General features: G+C 41.9%; 17 protein-coding genes. 2 read left to right on the forward strand and 15 right to left on the reverse strand.

The annotated features are described in order from the left end of the window. Nucleotides 1-126 precede the first annotated feature (126 nt). Nucleotides 127-1149 (reverse strand): glycosyltransferase family 2 protein, encoded by a 1023-nt coding sequence (locus NST80_RS06235; protein ID WP_118171962.1) that lies wholly within the window; start codon nucleotides 1147-1149, stop codon nucleotides 127-129. Between the two features lie 33 nt (nucleotides 1150-1182). Next, nucleotides 1183-2472, reverse strand: coding sequence for a carbohydrate-binding domain-containing protein (locus NST80_RS06240; protein ID WP_118171961.1), 1290 nt, complete (start codon nucleotides 2470-2472; stop codon nucleotides 1183-1185). A 435-nt stretch (nucleotides 2473-2907) separates the two neighbouring features. Here NST80_RS06240 and NST80_RS06245 point away from each other — a divergent pair, with 435 nt between their 5' ends. Both NST80_RS06245 and NST80_RS06250 read left to right on the forward strand, forming a co-directional pair. Beyond that, nucleotides 2908-3687 carry a polyphosphate polymerase domain-containing protein gene (locus NST80_RS06245; RefSeq protein WP_014633258.1) on the forward strand — a complete coding sequence of 260 codons (780 nt, stop codon included), beginning with the start codon at nucleotides 2908-2910 and terminating at the stop codon, nucleotides 3685-3687. Beyond that, nucleotides 3680-4363 (forward strand): DUF4956 domain-containing protein, encoded by a 684-nt coding sequence (locus NST80_RS06250; protein WP_183138219.1) that lies wholly within the window; start codon nucleotides 3680-3682, stop codon nucleotides 4361-4363. Before NST80_RS06245 ends, NST80_RS06250 begins: the two co-directional genes overlap by 8 nt. Nucleotides 4364-4498: 135 nt before the next feature. Here the strand turns inward: NST80_RS06250 and NST80_RS06255 are convergent, their stop codons facing one another. The 13 genes from NST80_RS06255 to NST80_RS06315 form a co-directional block, all read right to left on the reverse strand. Continuing rightward, on the reverse strand, nucleotides 4499-5293 hold the full coding sequence (locus NST80_RS06255; protein ID WP_102787827.1) for a hypothetical protein: 795 nt from the start codon (nucleotides 5291-5293) through the stop codon (nucleotides 4499-4501). 205 nt (nucleotides 5294-5498) lie between these two features. Next, the gene (gene hisE, locus NST80_RS06260) at nucleotides 5499-5813 is read right to left on the reverse strand and encodes a phosphoribosyl-ATP diphosphatase (RefSeq protein ID WP_002884043.1); all 315 of its coding nucleotides are present in this window, start codon (nucleotides 5811-5813) and stop codon (nucleotides 5499-5501) included. A gap of 8 nt (nucleotides 5814-5821) precedes the next feature. Continuing rightward, a complete protein-coding gene (gene hisI / locus NST80_RS06265) occupies nucleotides 5822-6160 on the reverse strand; it encodes a phosphoribosyl-AMP cyclohydrolase (protein ID WP_004182677.1) in 339 nt (112 codons plus the stop codon). Then, complete coding sequence (gene hisF, locus NST80_RS06270) at nucleotides 6157-6915, reverse strand: imidazole glycerol phosphate synthase subunit HisF (protein ID WP_014633261.1); 759 nt, start codon at nucleotides 6913-6915, stop codon at nucleotides 6157-6159. Before hisF ends, hisI begins: the two co-directional genes overlap by 4 nt. Before the next feature lies 1 nt (nucleotide 6916). After that, nucleotides 6917-7636 carry a 1-(5-phosphoribosyl)-5-[(5-phosphoribosylamino)methylideneamino]imidazole-4-carboxamide isomerase gene (gene hisA / locus NST80_RS06275; protein ID WP_014633262.1) on the reverse strand — a complete coding sequence of 240 codons (720 nt, stop codon included), beginning with the start codon at nucleotides 7634-7636 and terminating at the stop codon, nucleotides 6917-6919. Nucleotides 7637-7684: 48 nt separating this feature from the next. Beyond that, nucleotides 7685-8293 carry an imidazole glycerol phosphate synthase subunit HisH gene (hisH, locus tag NST80_RS06280; RefSeq protein WP_049554198.1) on the reverse strand — a complete coding sequence of 203 codons (609 nt, stop codon included), beginning with the start codon at nucleotides 8291-8293 and terminating at the stop codon, nucleotides 7685-7687. Continuing rightward, entirely contained in the window at nucleotides 8290-8874 is a 585-nt protein-coding gene (gene hisB, locus NST80_RS06285; RefSeq protein WP_049554197.1) for an imidazoleglycerol-phosphate dehydratase HisB, read from the reverse strand. Before hisB ends, hisH begins: the two co-directional genes overlap by 4 nt. 19 nt (nucleotides 8875-8893) lie before the next feature. Then, nucleotides 8894-10177 carry a histidinol dehydrogenase gene (gene hisD, locus NST80_RS06290; protein WP_118171960.1) on the reverse strand — a complete coding sequence of 428 codons (1284 nt, stop codon included), beginning with the start codon at nucleotides 10175-10177 and terminating at the stop codon, nucleotides 8894-8896. Next, entirely contained in the window at nucleotides 10174-10824 is a 651-nt protein-coding gene (gene hisG / locus NST80_RS06295) for an ATP phosphoribosyltransferase (protein WP_002883998.1), read from the reverse strand. Before hisG ends, hisD begins: the two co-directional genes overlap by 4 nt. After that, nucleotides 10817-11797 carry an ATP phosphoribosyltransferase regulatory subunit gene (locus NST80_RS06300; RefSeq protein WP_004182682.1) on the reverse strand — a complete coding sequence of 327 codons (981 nt, stop codon included), beginning with the start codon at nucleotides 11795-11797 and terminating at the stop codon, nucleotides 10817-10819. The genes hisG and NST80_RS06300 overlap by 8 nt, the downstream gene beginning before the upstream one ends. Then, nucleotides 11794-12846 (reverse strand): histidinol-phosphate transaminase, encoded by a 1053-nt coding sequence (gene hisC, locus NST80_RS06305; protein ID WP_073686679.1) that lies wholly within the window; start codon nucleotides 12844-12846, stop codon nucleotides 11794-11796. Before hisC ends, NST80_RS06300 begins: the two co-directional genes overlap by 4 nt. Before the next feature lie 770 nt (nucleotides 12847-13616). Further along, nucleotides 13617-14006, reverse strand: a complete 390-nt coding sequence (locus tag NST80_RS06310) for a hypothetical protein (protein ID WP_048790760.1) — start codon at nucleotides 14004-14006, stop codon at nucleotides 13617-13619. Next, nucleotides 13987-14910, reverse strand: a complete 924-nt coding sequence (locus NST80_RS06315; protein WP_070849136.1) for a phosphodiester glycosidase family protein — start codon at nucleotides 14908-14910, stop codon at nucleotides 13987-13989. The genes NST80_RS06310 and NST80_RS06315 overlap by 20 nt, the downstream gene beginning before the upstream one ends. Nucleotides 14911-14927: the final 17 nt, after the last annotated feature.

A 14927-nucleotide genomic window follows, 5' to 3' on the forward strand; every position in this document is an offset into this window, starting at 1 on the left:
ATTTCGACAAATATTAAAAACTACCGAATGTAGAAAACGGTAGTCTTTTTCTATTTTTAGGAAAGTTTTTAGAGGTAATTTAATAAGCTATCTCTATTCAATCAGTAGCAATTTAAAAGTCAGCTATTAAGCAAAAACGACGTTATGTTGGACCCTGTAGCTAACTAAAAAGAGCAAGGTTTCTGTGACTAATTTTGCCAGAACCAGTCCTAAACCAATAGCAACTAGACTACTAAGTAAGAAATAGTTACAGGCCAGGAGGACCAAGACCAACATAAAGTAACGAACACTCGATCTAAAGAGAGAGCTTGTCGGATTGAAGACCACATTGGCGTTCAGCAAACACTGGCTGGAAGCCGAAATCACACGAGCTAGCACGACCGAAAGGAGCAGATTTTTCGTCAAGGCAAAGAGCACAAATAAGGCTGTTGCATCAATGACTGAGGCCAAGACGGCCGTGCCAGAGAACTTTAAAAAAGGGCTGTAAATACGGATGGAATCACGAATGGGCCGAAAGTGCGAACTTTTATTTTCCTCCAGATAAACGGTTTCGATAGGGACTTCAGAGATTTGGTGGCCTGATTTTTTGGCTTCAAGCAACATATTAAACTCATACTCGAAACGATTGCCGTCCAGGTTAAGAAGCCATGGAATCAGGTCGGTTGACATGCCTCGAAGTCCTGTCTGAGTATCTGTTACCTTCTGACCAGTTACCAGATGGAAGAGCCCTGCAGTCACCTTGTTGCCGATGCGACTACGTGCTGGTACCTTACCAACAAAGGCACGCGCACCTAAGATAAGATGGCTTGGATTTTCCTCGGTTGCCTTGGCCACACGGACAATATCTTTAATCAGGTGCTGACCATCACTGTCAACTGTGACTATAGGTTGAGCCGAAAGGTGCTGACCGACTACTTCTTCTTGAATATAAGCGAAAGCAGTCTTAAGAGCAGCTCCCTTTCCTTTATTGACAGGATGGGTAAGGACAGTCGCTCCAATAAAAGCCGTTTCGTCGTAATAGTCGTTATAGCCTGGGCCACTCCCATCATTAACAACAATAATACGGGCTTTAGGGAGTTTTATGGTAATATCTTGAACCACCTGAATCAGGCGTTTGTCTGGTTCATAAGCTGGAATAATAATATACATAGGCACTTCCTTTCTGTTTCATCCTATGACTCTTTAGTGACCTCCTCCAAAGCCACCTGGTTGCCCACCACCTTGGGGACCACCGCCACCTTGAGGGCCTCCGCCGCCAGGCATTGAGTTCTCAATCTTAGTTTGTTTTTCACCATTGATAGTAATGTCACCACCGGTATAGGTCGCTGAACCATCGAAGTCAAAGCCAGACTGACCAGTCAGATTGATTGTTCCACCCGATACAATAATATCGCCGTTAGAATCAATTGGATCTGTATCACCCTCACCAACCTCAACATTTAGGGTTCCACCGGTCATCTTGAAGAAAATCTCACTTTGACTGGCATTAGCATTGGCCGCATTGACACCATCATCCGTCGCATAGACATCTATATTTCCACCATTGATGGTCACAGATTTACCTTCGATACCTTCAGTTGATTTTTCAACCTTGTAAGTACCACTATCAATAATCAGGTCGCCGGACGCATGAATACCGTCGTCACCAGCCTTGATGGTCATGGTATTGTCAGACAGATACATGGTACCTACTGAGGTGTCGTCATCATTGTCGACCTTGACACCATCTTCTTCCGCTTCAATGGTCATAGTTGTTCCTGTGATATTGAGTTCATCATTGACATTGAAGGCATCACCGACTGAGGAAATCTTATAGGTACCGCCAGTTATATGAAGGCTGTCATTGGCTTTAATACCGTTGTTTTTCTTGGCATCAATGTTTAGGGTGCCTGTACCGTTAATGGTCAAATCTCCTTTAGAGAAAATCACAGCATCCGCATCTTCATCACTATTAGAACTTGAATCAGAAAGTGTGTTTGTAGTGCCATCTTTAAGTGTCAGATAGACATGACCAGCTTTTGTGGCATTGATTGCTGCATTTGTATTTGTCATGGTAGCACCATCCAAAACAATATGGACATCGTCTGAATCACCAGCGTCTACCTTGATTTGCACACCGTCGGATTTTCCTGAAATGACGTAGGTCCCTGCTTTAGAGATGGTTACAGTTGAACCTGATAGGGCTGCACCATCACCTGAAACATCCGCAGATGAGCCTGATAACTTAATCTTAGTAGCTGAGCTTTCGTTATAAGAGGTATCAGAATCTTTAGAAGTAAAATAGTTGCTGTTGCTGTTGTTGTTCTTATTTGTTTTCTTACTGGTCGTTGCTGTTACAGCACTTGTTTTTGATGTCGTGCTTGACGTCGTCCCAGTTGACTGACTGCTTGATTGGCTACAAGCTGTCATGACTGTTAGGGCAGTCGCACAAGTTAATAAAGTCGTCCATTTTTTTAGTTTTTTTGATTTCATATTATTTCCTCTCGTGTTCGTTTGGATGATTACAGTTTACGGGACTTACCTAAAACATTTCTAAAGGTTAACTAAAATTTATCTTAAGTTAAGTTTGGTGAAAGTTTGGCTTAGGACTTCTTTCAGAAAAGTCCCATAGACTAATAGGCGAGCAAGTAAGTGCTATATAGAAATAGTACATTTTCGCTCAACTTTTCTACTATAAAAAAAGAATTAAAACAATAAGTCGACTGTTTGGAAATAGATGTTTCTACAATAAATTCCCTATTTTCCTGGGAGTTGCTTTACGGCTTTGTATCTTATCTAATTGAACACGCCTACAACTCGGGGGAAAAAGATGGGCCCTGCTTGGAGATAAACTCCTGCGGCTGGTCCCCCTATTTTCCTGGGAGTTGCTTTACGGCTTTGTATCTTATCTATAAAAGGAGTTTTTTCATGATTAAACAATTGGAAACACGTTTTAAACGTATTGAAACAAAATATGTGGTCTCAAAGGAAAATCTTGAAGACCTGCTCACTGATCTTAAGGAGTATTTGGTAGAGGATGATTATCCGACATCTACCATTTCAAATATTTACTTTGATACGGATAATTTTGACGTCATCCAAGATGCCTTAGATGGTAATCACCGTCAAGAGAAAATCCGCATGCGTACCTACCTAGCCAATCCCAAAATTGATAGTAAGGTCTTTTTAGAGGTAAAAGCCAAAGATGATGAAGGAATCGGTCATAAGTTTCGTCTTGTTTCAACTCCACTTGCCATCACTAACTTGCTGACAGACGGTAAGAACCATGGTCAAATCACTGACCGCCAGCTATTACAGGATATCCACCACTTACGTCAACGCTACGATGAGGGGCTCAAACCTCGTATGTATATCTACTACGACCGTTTTTCGATGAAAGAAAAAGAGACTATCGAAGGCTATGCCTACAATAAAGTTCGTGTTACCCTTGACCAAAATCTGACTTACCGTGATGAAGACGTCAGTCTCTTTAAGGGAAATCATGGTTCTCCCCTTCTAGATGAAGATACGATAATCATGGAAATTAAGGCACCTGGGCAAAAACCAGACTGGCTTCAAGCTATCTTAGACAAACATGGTTTGGAAGAGCAAAAATTCTCAAAATATAGCTGCGCCTATCATAAGTCTCAAGGTCTAGACTACGGACCACATCCAGTTCAAGAAAAAGGAGCTGCCGCCTATGTCTAATCTCTTCAATTCTATCTTTAATGATGCGACAGCAACCGCTAGTCCTCTTCAACTCATGCTGGCCTTACTGGTCAGCCTTGTTTTAGGATTGGCTCTAACCTGGACTTACAAATACCGGACCCTCTACACCAGAGAATTTGTTATTAGTTTGACCCTGCTTCCATGTTTGATGACCCTAGTTATCTTCCTTGTTAATGGTAGTTTGGGGACCTCTATCGCCGTGGCAGGGACCTTTAGTCTCATTCGTTTTCGTTCAGCGACTAGTGGTTCCAGAGAACTAATCGCTGTCTTCATGACCATGATTATTGGTCTGGCATCTGGGACAGGCTATCTCTTACTGGCTGTCCTCTTTACCATTTTCCTTCTAGCTGTTTGGCTTCTTTTAGAAAATCGTCAAAGTCGTACTGACAACCAACGTCGTAGACTCCTGACCATTAACGTCCCCTACCAAGACTTGATTGATCAAAAAATCACTAAAGCCTTGCTCAATTTCACCAGTGAATGTGACTTGATTTCCCTTAATACCACAGGTGGAGGTGAAATCATGCAACTGGTCTACGAAGTGGACTTGAATCCCCAAGTGGACGACTTCCAATTGACGAATCACCTGATTTCAAACATTGAAAATTGTGATCTTGCCCTAACCAAAAAAGCTAAAAAGAAAAAGAATTTGTAAGACAAAAAGACATCTCCGACTGATTTTCGGAGATGTTTTTGTATGTTTTGAGGTTAACATTTTCACTTAGCTATAGCCTATACTTCTATGCCGCCAGTATGGAGTGCGAGATTATCGCAGGAATCAAAGTATCATCTAATCATCTTCATCTTGGACAACCTTGCCATCTTGTATGTTAAAGGTATAGCCAATATATCCGGAATTGTCATAATAAGCGGAATTTTCTTTATCAGTTGTGAAATAATAAAATTCGTACTCTCCGTCTGGTAGCTTGCTAGCATCCAGTTTCTTCGCTACCTCTTCTAAATCTTTCTTACTGGTATTTTCTGTATCACTTACTCTTATTGACATAGTAACAATATGTTCATCAATCATTGTTTGATAAGGAATTTGATAATACCCATAAAAATCATCCTTCCCGTTTTTACGGTTTTCCTCAGCTAAATGCTTTTTACGATTACCAGCCTCTTGATCAATCGTAGTATTATCACTGAAGGAGAATTCTTCAATATCAAGGCCTAAAGATTGCCTTTTAAGCTCCTTAAAGAGTTTCTGCTCTTCTTTTTTTACAGATTTTTGTTGTAAGTAGCTTTCCCAGTAATGACCAGGGGTCACATATTCTTCACCATTAACTGTCCAGTCCAGTTTAAACGTAATACTCCCATCTACTGATATGTTTTGATTATCGTAGGTTTCCTCTGAATAGGTATAATCGACATAAATACCTGCACTATCTAGAATCACCTTTTCGATACGCTTAACTTGGACCTTTCCTTTAAAACCATTATGAGCTAAGATTTTTTGCGTTTTTTCCATGGCTTTTGAGTAAGTAATTGGAAGTAGCACTGTGCAACGAACTAAAAGAATAGAACAGAGGAGGAGAATAGCTAAGCAAGAAAGCTTTAAAATATTAGGAGTATTTTTCTTCATAGGACATCCTTCCTTTCCTCAATGATTTGTATAAATAAGCACACCAAATCCTTCAAATAAAACGAGCTTTCTTCACTCCTATTATAGCATTTTAAAGCGCTTTCTTATGGTAGTTAGAAGGATAAAAGATTAGGATGTATCCAGCAAAAAAGCCTGAATATCACTTCAGGCTTTTCATCTTAGTTCAAATCGATTGATATAATCCTTAATAATCCGTTACTTCTTTTCGGTCATGGACATTGCTTTGTTTGCCTTGACGGGCTTTAAGAACAGCTTCAACGTCTTCAGGGCTAACCCCTGTTTCAACGAGCATGACTGCTAGGTGATAAAGGACGTCTGCTGTCTCGTTGGCAATTTCTTCTTTATCAGCATTTTTAGCTCCGATCACAACTTCTGTTGCTTCTTCGCCAACTTTTTTAAGAATCTTGTCTAGACCCTTGTCAAAAAGGTAATTGGTATAAGACCCTTCTTTGGGATTTTTTTTACGATCTAAGGCTTCCTTATAAAGTGTTTCTAACATAGCTACTCCTATCTATCTTGATTGTCATCATATATATCCGTAAAGAAACAGCTGTAGGCTCCTGTATGGCAGGCTGCTCCTTCTTGTTCCACAGCGATAAGCAGGGTGTCCTGATCACAATCTGTCTTGATGCTTTTGACATGTTGGAAATGGCCAGATGTGGCTCCCTTATGCCAAAGCTCATTTCTGGAACGGCTCCAGTAATGCATTTGTTTGGTCTCAAGGGTTAACTGATAGGACAGCTCATTCATATAGGCCAACATGAGCACCTGTCCCGTCTTGTAATCTGTCACAATGACTGGTACCAGTCCGCCTTGTTTGTCAAAATCAAGTTTAACCTCTGTCATTGTCTCACCTCGATTCCTGCATTTGCCAAGACTTGTTTGGTTTCGCCTATATTTACCTCACCAAAGTGGAAGATAGAGGCTGCCAGAGCACCCGTCGCTGTTGTCTTTTCAAAGACTTCTACAATATCCTCAATATTTCCTGCACCACCAGAGGCAATGATTGGAACATCGACGACCTCCGCTACACGATTGAGCATTTCCAAATCAAAACCAGACTTAGTGCCGTCCTTGTCCATGCTGGTTAAGAGAATTTCTCCAGCCCCCAAAGCGACGACTTCTTGAGCCCATTGGATGAGGTCCCTACCTGTATCCTTACGGCCACCTGCCACAAAGACATGCCAGCTCCCATCAGTCATCTTTTTAGCATCAATCGCAGCCACTACACACTGATTCCCAAATTTTTGAGCACAATCAGCGATTAGTTGTGGATTGGCTAGGGCTGAGGAATTGACGGCAACCTTGTCAGCACCAGCTTTGAGCATCTTGTTCATATCTTCAACTGAACGGATACCACCACCAACTGTGAAAGGGATAAAGACCTGATCGGCAACACGACGCACCATGTCTACCGTTGTTTCACGATTATCTGAAGTCGCTGTGATGTCCAAGAAAACAAGTTCGTCACAACCAGCCTCATAATAAGCACGCGCAGAATCAACAGGGTCTCCAACATCTGTCAGATTCACAAAATTAACCCCCTTAACGACACGACCATCCTTGACATCCAAGCAAGGAATAATACGTTTTTTAAGCATATTAACCTCCGAAAGCCTTGAGCTGGTCTAATGTGATATTACCGTTATAGTAGGCTTTGCCAACAATGGTTCCTGCCACACCAATCTCTTCTAGGTGATCTAAGTCAGCTACTTCTGCAATTCCACCTGAAGCAATGACTTTGGCGGTTGTGAGTTCAGATACCAAACGTTTGTAGTGATCAAGATTGGGTCCTGTCAGTGTGCCATCTCGATCAACATCAGTATAGACAAAGAGGGTTACGCCCATCTTTTCCATTTCCTTGGCCAAGGTGATGTAGTCTACATTGCTTGTTTCCAACCAACCTTCGGTAGCGACAAACCCTGCCTTGGCATCAATACCTACGACAATTTTATCGGCACCAAATTCCTCTAAAGCTGCTCGAACGAAGTCAGGATTTTTAACAGCCATTGAACCGATAATGATACGGTCGATGCCAACTTCCAAATAGTCACGAATCTGCTCCAAGGTACGGATACCGCCACCAACTTCGATGCCAAGTCCAGAAACCTTCTTGACCTCTGCAATCAAGTCACGGTTAGTGGCACGACCATCAAGGGCACCGTCCAAATCGACGACATGAATAAACTGAATGCCCGCATCCTTAAAGGTCTTTGCCTGCTCAATAACATCTGGATTGACAACGGTTTGTTGATTGAAATCTCCTTTAAAGAGACGAACAGCCTGTCCATCCTTAATATCAATTGCTGGTAGAATTTGCATCTCCCCTACCATCCTTTCTAACTAAAAAGTCTTTGCTCTCACTAGCTTCTAGGCTTTACATAAACCTGCAAATTTTTCAAGAATACCTAAGCCAATATCCCCTGATTTTTCAGGATGAAATTGGGCCCCATAAACATTGCCTTTATGGATCATGGCTGGCACTTCAATGCTATAATCTGCGGTAACATCAATGTATTGGCTAGGGACATCTGTGAAATAACTGTGAACGAAGTAGACGGCTTGGCCATCTAAACCATCTGTCAAAGGGCTGGCTTGCTTAACAGCCAAATCATTCCACCCCATATGTGGGACAGGTTGCTCCTTGCTGGCTGGAATAGGACAGCAGACACCTGGAATAAAGCCAAGACCATCTGTTTCTTCATGTTCTAGCCCTTTTTCTGTTAAAATCTGCATGCCTAAACAAATTCCCAAAAGGGGAACTCCCTGTGCGACTGCCTCTTTGATAACAGCTACCAAGCCTCTTCGCTCCAGCTCTGCCATAGCCGTTGGATAAGCACCTACACCAGGTAAAATCAAACCATCTGCAGCTAGGATTTTTTCTTTATCGGCAGACAGTTCTGCAGTCACTCCGATTTTTTCAAGGGCACGCAGAACATTTGCGGTATTCCCCGCATCGTAATCAATGACGATAATCATAGCATCCCCTTTGTCGAGTTTACGCCGTGAATGTCAGGATTGACTGTGATTGCCTCACGCAAGGCACGTCCTGTTGCCTTGAAAAGACTTTCTGACTTGTGGTGATTGTTTTTTCCGTGGAGAATCTTGAGGTGAAGATTCATTTGAACATTGAAAGCCAAGGCTTGGAAAAATTCTTCAACCAGTTCTGTGTCAAAATTACCCAATTTTGGATTATCAAAACTAGCATCAAAGACCAAGAAGCTACGTCCAGACAAGTCTAAACTTGCCATTCCGAGGGTTTCATCCATAGGTACAAAAGCCGTTCCATAACGGTTGATTCCTGCTTTATCGCCCAAGGCCTCTTTAAGAGCTTGACCAAGGACAATACCGACATCTTCAACAGTGTGGTGACTATCAACCCAAAGGTCGCCATCAGCCTTAACCACCAAAGACATACGACCGTGGCGGGCAAACAAGGTCAACATGTGGTCAAAAAATCCGATACCTGTTTGAATGTCTACTGGTTCTTGAGCATCTAAATTGAGGCTTAACTTAATTTTGGTTTCAAAGGTATTACGTTCAATTTCTGCTTGTCTCATAACTTCTTCCTCTACTCTCTCAATTATTGTCGTTTCTGACTTCAATTGCCTTGGCGTGGGCCTGCAAACCTTCCGCATAAGCCAAGGTTGTGATATCGTGCTGAGCCTTATTGACTGCTGCCTTGTCGTATTGTGTATATTGGATACGTTTGACAAAATCGTGCACGCCTAAAGCTGATGAAAAGCGACTAGTCGCTGTCGTCGGAAGAACGTGGTTGGCACCTGCATAGTAGTCGCCAATTGGTTCACTAGTAAAGTGACCAAGAAAGACGGAACCAGCATTTTCCACTTTTTCCAAGTAATCATAAGCATTGTCCATAGCAATTTCCAAATGTTCTGGCGCAACCAAGTTCATAAGTTCGAACATGGCATCTGTATCATTGGCAATAATAATACGACCGTTATTTTCGACAGATGGACGAGCAATCGCCTCGCGTGGCAAAAGCTTGAGTTGACGTTCAATCTCACTTTCAACCGCATCAGCCAAGGCTTCAGAATCTGTTACCAAAATGGCGCGTGCGCGTGTGTCGTGCTCTGCTTGAGACAAGAGGTCAGCTGCCACATAGGTTGGATTGGCACTACTATCAGCAATAACACCAATTTCTGATGGCCCTGCAATCATATCAATACCGACAATACCGTAAACTTGTTTCTTGGCAGTCGCCACGAAAATATTACCAGGACCTGTAATCTTGTCCACCTTTGGAATCGTTTCTGTACCAAAGGCCAAGGCCGCAACCCCTTGAGCCCCACCAACTTGGTAAATGCTATCCACACCGGCCAATTTGGCGACTACCAGAATCGCAGGAACAAAATGCTCTTGAGGCGGCGTAATCATAATAATCTCTTTAACCCCTGCAATTTTAGCAGGAATAACATTCATAAGAACTGACGATGGATAAGCCGCAGTTCCTCCAGGCACATAAACACCCACACGATTGATAGGACGAATCAATTGACCACGAATAACACCCTCACTTGGTTGGTCCTCAAAACCAGTCTCCAACTGATGTTTGTGATAGGATTCAATGTTTTCTTTGGCATTAACTAGGGCTTGGTAAACCTCTGGATCAATCTCTTTAAAGGCTTGATCAATCAAGTCCTGTCCAACTTCAAAATCAGTCAAGCCAACCTTATCAAATTTAGCTGAATAGTCACGAAGGGCCTCGTCTCCACGCTTTTTAACGTCTTCAATGATAGCCTGAACCGTGCTTTCAACGTCTCTATTTTCTTTTGACAGTTCCAATTGCTCCTGATAAAGAAGCTCCGCAATTTCTTTATTTGTTCCAGTTAATCGTTTCATTCGAACGGTACCTCCTCGTTCCCTACAAGTGATTCAATCTTACAAATGAATGGTAGAACTTCCTTGTTATTTTTCAAAGAAGCCTTATTAACAATCATTCGTGCTGAAATCCTGCAAATATCTTCATAAACTTTTAAGCCATTAGCAACAAGGGTATTCCCTGTTTCCACAATATCGACAATGGCATCCGCTAGACCAATGACCGGGGCAATCTCAACACTCCCCTGAATTGAAATAATCTCAACATCCTCACCCTTTTGATTAAAATAGTCCGTCGCAATGGTTGGATACTTGGTGGCGATACGTTTACGCTTATGGTCATCAGGATTATAGTCTTCTGTTGATGCTACGGAGAATTTACAAAGGCCAAAATTAAGGTCTAACATTTCCAAATAGCCTGTCGGATGTTCAACCAAAACATCCTTTCCGACAATCCCAATATCTGCGACACCGTGTCTAACATAGGTGGTCACATCTGGTGCTTTGACTAGGAGAAAACGGAAACGTTTGTCAGGACTTTCAAAAATCAAATTACGTCCCTTATCAGCCATGAAAGACATATCAAAGCCAGCTTTTTCTAGTAATTTAACCGTATCTTTCTCAATACGTCCCTTGGTCAAGGCAATTGTGATTTGATTGCTAGTCATCCAAGTCACCTCCAAATTCCACATCATCATGCACTGCTTGATAAACCGAATCGACATCAATGGCCCAACCAACCGCTGTTAACTCGGTGGCACCAAAGCGTTCAAATAGTTTATCGTAACGACCACCTGATACAAAGGCATCTGGTACCTTATCACCGAAGACCTTAAACATCATGCCTGTATAGTAAGGCACTGCTGGCAATTGAGCTAAATCAAGCGTCGTCTCTGGGAGACTATCTGCTAGGCGATTGGTTAAGACTTCCAAACTATCTAGAGCCGTCAAAAAGGCTTCACTGTCTGTCAACTGTCTAGCCTTGGTCAAGACATCCTTTGTCTCACCAAAGAGGAATGGCAACTGTTCCAAGACCTTGTCATATTGACTTGGATTTTCTTTGGTGAATTCCTTGAGCCCTGTGATTGACTTATCACGGATATAGGCCGCTAACTCTGCTTCTTTTACAGCTGGAAGGTCTAATTCTTCAAAAATGAGTTGCAAGAGACGAGCATGTGAAAACTCAAACTTGTAATTTTTGACACCGGCAGCATCCAGAGCCTCTTTAGCAGATATTACAGCTTCTTCCATGGCCCGGTGAACGGGGAATCCTATGATCTCAATACCAGCCTGCGTATGCTCATTGGATAGGCCACGCATCTCCTCATTGTAGTTAAATACTTTTCCAGAGTAAGAAAATTTTATGGGTGTATGAACTTGTGTCGAAGCAATCACGCGCCCAATTTGGCTGGTAATATCCGGACGTAAGCTAACAAGATCTCCATTTTTATCAAAGAAATTGTAGTTACCATTGTCCACAACATCGCTAAAGACTTCGAAATGCTCCAAGGTTGGTGTCTCAATTCGAAGAAAGCCCTTTGTCATCAACAAGTCACAGATACGATGCTCAATCCGATACATGGTACGGGCACGTTTGAAAAGTTTATCGTGCATTCCTAAGGCTAATGTCGTTTTTTTCATGCTTGTAACTCCTGTATTGTCATTAGTACGCGCTCCATCTCATCCTGAGTTCCAATCGAGATGCGTAGTCTGTCTGAAATACGCTCCACTTTTGGAAAATAACGGACATAAATTTTCTTACTTTGGAGATAGTCAAACAATTGGCCTGCTGTCACTCCGTGTGGTTTGACCAAAACAAAATTGGTTTTTGAAGGAAGCACATCAAAGCCGATAGCCTTCAATTCTTGACTAAACCAGTCACGTGTGTCCATAATCTTAGCGCAGCTATCCTCATAATAATCCCAAGACTTAACGGCTGCAGTCGCCAAAACTTCTGCGATGCTATCCACATTATAGGGATTGACTGAATTCTTGACGGCATTGATCACAGCCATTAGCTTTGGACTTCCTATGCCATAACCGACACGCAAGCCAGCAAGTGAGGCGTCCTTAGAAAAGGTCCTTGTGATAAACACATTGTCATACTTTTCTAAGAGAGGTAAGGCAGTCTCCCCACCAAAGTTAATATAGGCTTCATCAATAATCACAACTACTGACTGATTGACCTTTACGATTTCTTCAATTTGATCGAGAGGTTTATAAATACCTGTTGGCGCATTTGGGTTAGTAAGGACAATCCCACCATTTTCAACCAGATAATCTTGAGTATCAATCTCAAATGAAAAGTTCAAGGGCACTTCTCTAAATGGGATGCGATACAAATCTGCCCATACCTTGTAAAAACCATAGGTCAAATCTGGAAACAAAACTTCTTCCTCGCTATTAAAGAAAGCTAGAAAAGCCATTGATAAAATATCGTCTGACCCATTTCCAATAATCACTTGATCAGCAGGAACACCTAACTGATTAGACAGAGCCTGACGTAAAGCCGCTTGATCCAAAGTCGAATACTTGCGTAACTGATGGGCATCAAAGGATGCTAAAGCTTGATGGACTGCTGGACTTGGTCCATAGGCATTTTCATTAGTATTCAACTTAATGATATTTTTCTCAGCAGGCTGACTACCTGCCACATAGGGTTCAATCTTTCGTAATCCTTTGATTTCCATAGTTTATCCTTTCTGTTCAACTCCAACCAAGTGTACGGCTAGCTACAAATGCTAAAAGCAAGGGTAACAAAAAACGCCCTCGCAAAAACAACTTTTGCAAGGACGTTGGCACGTGGTTCCACCTTAATTCGAACAGGGGTCACCCCCTCTTCCTCATGAAGTCGCAAGGTCTCTCTTGTAACTCCCAGTCTCTAACGGAACCACCCGTCGTACACTACTGTCATCCAGAGTTCGCATACGCTCTCAAGAATGTGTCGTCTTTGATCTCATGCGTTCTCAGCTTCCCGCATTCTCTGTGAAACGATCTGACTTTTTCTATCAACGATTTCGATTTTAATTTATTTTACCTGAAAATTCAGAACAAAGCAAGTCTTTTTTGTATATTTTTATAAAAAGTTGAAAATCATGTATATTTAATAGCAGAAAGAAGCCTTTTGAGACTTTCCTTAGGTGATGGCGGACGTTGGTGAAATTATCTGGTGGATGATTCTAGCTATCCAAAAAGTTCCATGACTAAGTTTTGAACTTCATTTCTCAAAAATTCCTAGCACTGGAAATACGATAGATTCAGGCACTTCCATCACTATAGACAGTCTCGTTCTATCTAAATTCCTACCACAAAAAATCAGGCTCAGTTATTTTTTATGAAAATATCTTTAGGGTAATTCCCCATTTTAAAAAATTTCTTCCTATTATGATTTGTATATTTATCCTAAATATTTTTTCAAAGCAAGACAAAAAGCCTGAAGCACAGCTCCAAGCTCTTATGGTTAAGCTAATTTTCTAGGTCTGATAAATCCTGTCATAATACTCAAACAAAGTAGCCCCGCAGCAACATACCAATAAGGCATATCCACGCTAGTCGTACGACCTGAAACCTCAACGATTCCCTTAACCAGACAAGCACTAGCTACAACTGCAATAGACGAATTAAAGAGTAGTTTTGAAAGACGTGTTCTCACCCAAGACATACCCACTCCTGTTAGCAGATAGATAAGTGCTCCAGCTAATGGGGCAAAAAACATCATACGCATAAACATGGACGATTCCCCATAAGAAAAGCGTTCATAGACAAAGGTAAATAGAAGGCTGAAAATAGTTAAAGCAATGTAAGTGAAAAAGTGTTTGCTGGCTGATTTTTTAGTAACCGATGTAAACAATATCGCTCACCGCCCTTTCTGAAATTTTGTTTCCGTTTGTGGTTGGCTTGTTAATGACTTGACCATTGAAGTACATAGTAGATGAGCCACCACCGTCAAGGTTATAGGCTGTCGTCACACCATAGGATTTCATCAACTCTGCCATTTCATAGAGGGTCAACCCTGACGATTCACTGGTACGACCATCAGAAACAATGACAATATAGTGCACACTGCCATCACTCTCTTCGATGACTCCGATGGCTGTACGTGGATTGTCAGCCATAGCTTGACCAACCTCTTCATTTTCCGATACAGCTATCTTGCCATTTTCAACCAAGGTTGGACCAAAGGCGAAGGTGTTCACCACACCTGAATCGACCAATTTTTGAGCTGTTGTATCGCTCTCCTTAAAGGTCTTGAAGCTACCATCTGAGTATACTGCAAGGTCCTCGTAGTCACTGTTTCGATCAGTATCACGATAGACTTGACCATTTTTAATCACATAGCCCGACTGGTTAGCTCCATAATAGTCACCATTGATGGCAAAGATTGCATTATTCTGCTGGGCAATACTTGAAGTAGTGTCGGTGATGTTAGTCCCATAGGTATTTTGTGCCAAAGCCGTTTTAAGGTAATCTGCACTCGAAAGCTTGATATCTGCCACATAGTATGTGGTATCACTGGTTTTACCTGTCGTGATTTTGATATCCATATTGTCATCTTTATAAGTCGTATCCGTCTTAGTTACCTTACCAGTACTGGTAGATGCCGTCGACGACGCTGTGGTTGAACTAGTTGTATTGGCTGAAACCGTTGAGACCGCTGAGGGAATGACAAAGACCTTTAAGAGAGAGTAAACATTTGCCCCCATCAGAAAAAGGGTAAAAACTAAGGCATAGGCATGCCTTTTGAGAAATTTCATAGAAGACCTCCAATTTT

This window comes from Streptococcus sp. FSL K6-1323 (genome assembly GCF_038630745.1).
Taxonomy (GTDB): domain Bacteria; phylum Bacillota; class Bacilli; order Lactobacillales; family Streptococcaceae; genus Streptococcus; species Streptococcus salivarius_D.

Excerpts from the sequence above, each read along its gene's own strand:
- NST80_RS06235 (WP_118171962.1), bottom strand. The coding sequence starts at position 1,149 with ATGTATATTATTATTCCAGCTTATGAACCAGACAAACGCCTGATTCAG.
- NST80_RS06240 (WP_118171961.1), bottom strand. The coding sequence starts at position 2,472 with ATGAAATCAAAAAAACTAAAAAAATGGACGACTTTATTAACTTGTGCG.
- NST80_RS06245 (WP_014633258.1), top strand. The coding sequence starts at position 2,908 with ATGATTAAACAATTGGAAACACGTTTTAAACGTATTGAAACAAAATAT.
- NST80_RS06250 (WP_183138219.1), top strand. The coding sequence starts at position 3,680 with ATGTCTAATCTCTTCAATTCTATCTTTAATGATGCGACAGCAACCGCT.
- NST80_RS06255 (WP_102787827.1), bottom strand. The coding sequence starts at position 5,293 with ATGAAGAAAAATACTCCTAATATTTTAAAGCTTTCTTGCTTAGCTATT.
- hisE (WP_002884043.1), bottom strand. The coding sequence starts at position 5,813 with ATGTTAGAAACACTTTATAAGGAAGCCTTAGATCGTAAAAAAAATCCC.
- hisI (WP_004182677.1), bottom strand. The coding sequence starts at position 6,160 with ATGACAGAGGTTAAACTTGATTTTGACAAACAAGGCGGACTGGTACCA.
- hisF (WP_014633261.1), bottom strand. The coding sequence starts at position 6,915 with ATGCTTAAAAAACGTATTATTCCTTGCTTGGATGTCAAGGATGGTCGT.
- hisA (WP_014633262.1), bottom strand. The coding sequence starts at position 7,636 with ATGCAAATTCTACCAGCAATTGATATTAAGGATGGACAGGCTGTTCGT.
- hisH (WP_049554198.1), bottom strand. The coding sequence starts at position 8,293 with ATGATTATCGTCATTGATTACGATGCGGGGAATACCGCAAATGTTCTG.
- hisB (WP_049554197.1), bottom strand. The coding sequence starts at position 8,874 with ATGAGACAAGCAGAAATTGAACGTAATACCTTTGAAACCAAAATTAAG.
- hisD (WP_118171960.1), bottom strand. The coding sequence starts at position 10,177 with ATGAAACGATTAACTGGAACAAATAAAGAAATTGCGGAGCTTCTTTAT.
- hisG (WP_002883998.1), bottom strand. The coding sequence starts at position 10,824 with ATGACTAGCAATCAAATCACAATTGCCTTGACCAAGGGACGTATTGAG.
- NST80_RS06300 (WP_004182682.1), bottom strand. The coding sequence starts at position 11,797 with ATGAAAAAAACGACATTAGCCTTAGGAATGCACGATAAACTTTTCAAA.
- hisC (WP_073686679.1), bottom strand. The coding sequence starts at position 12,846 with ATGGAAATCAAAGGATTACGAAAGATTGAACCCTATGTGGCAGGTAGT.
- NST80_RS06315 (WP_070849136.1), bottom strand. The coding sequence starts at position 14,910 with ATGAAATTTCTCAAAAGGCATGCCTATGCCTTAGTTTTTACCCTTTTT.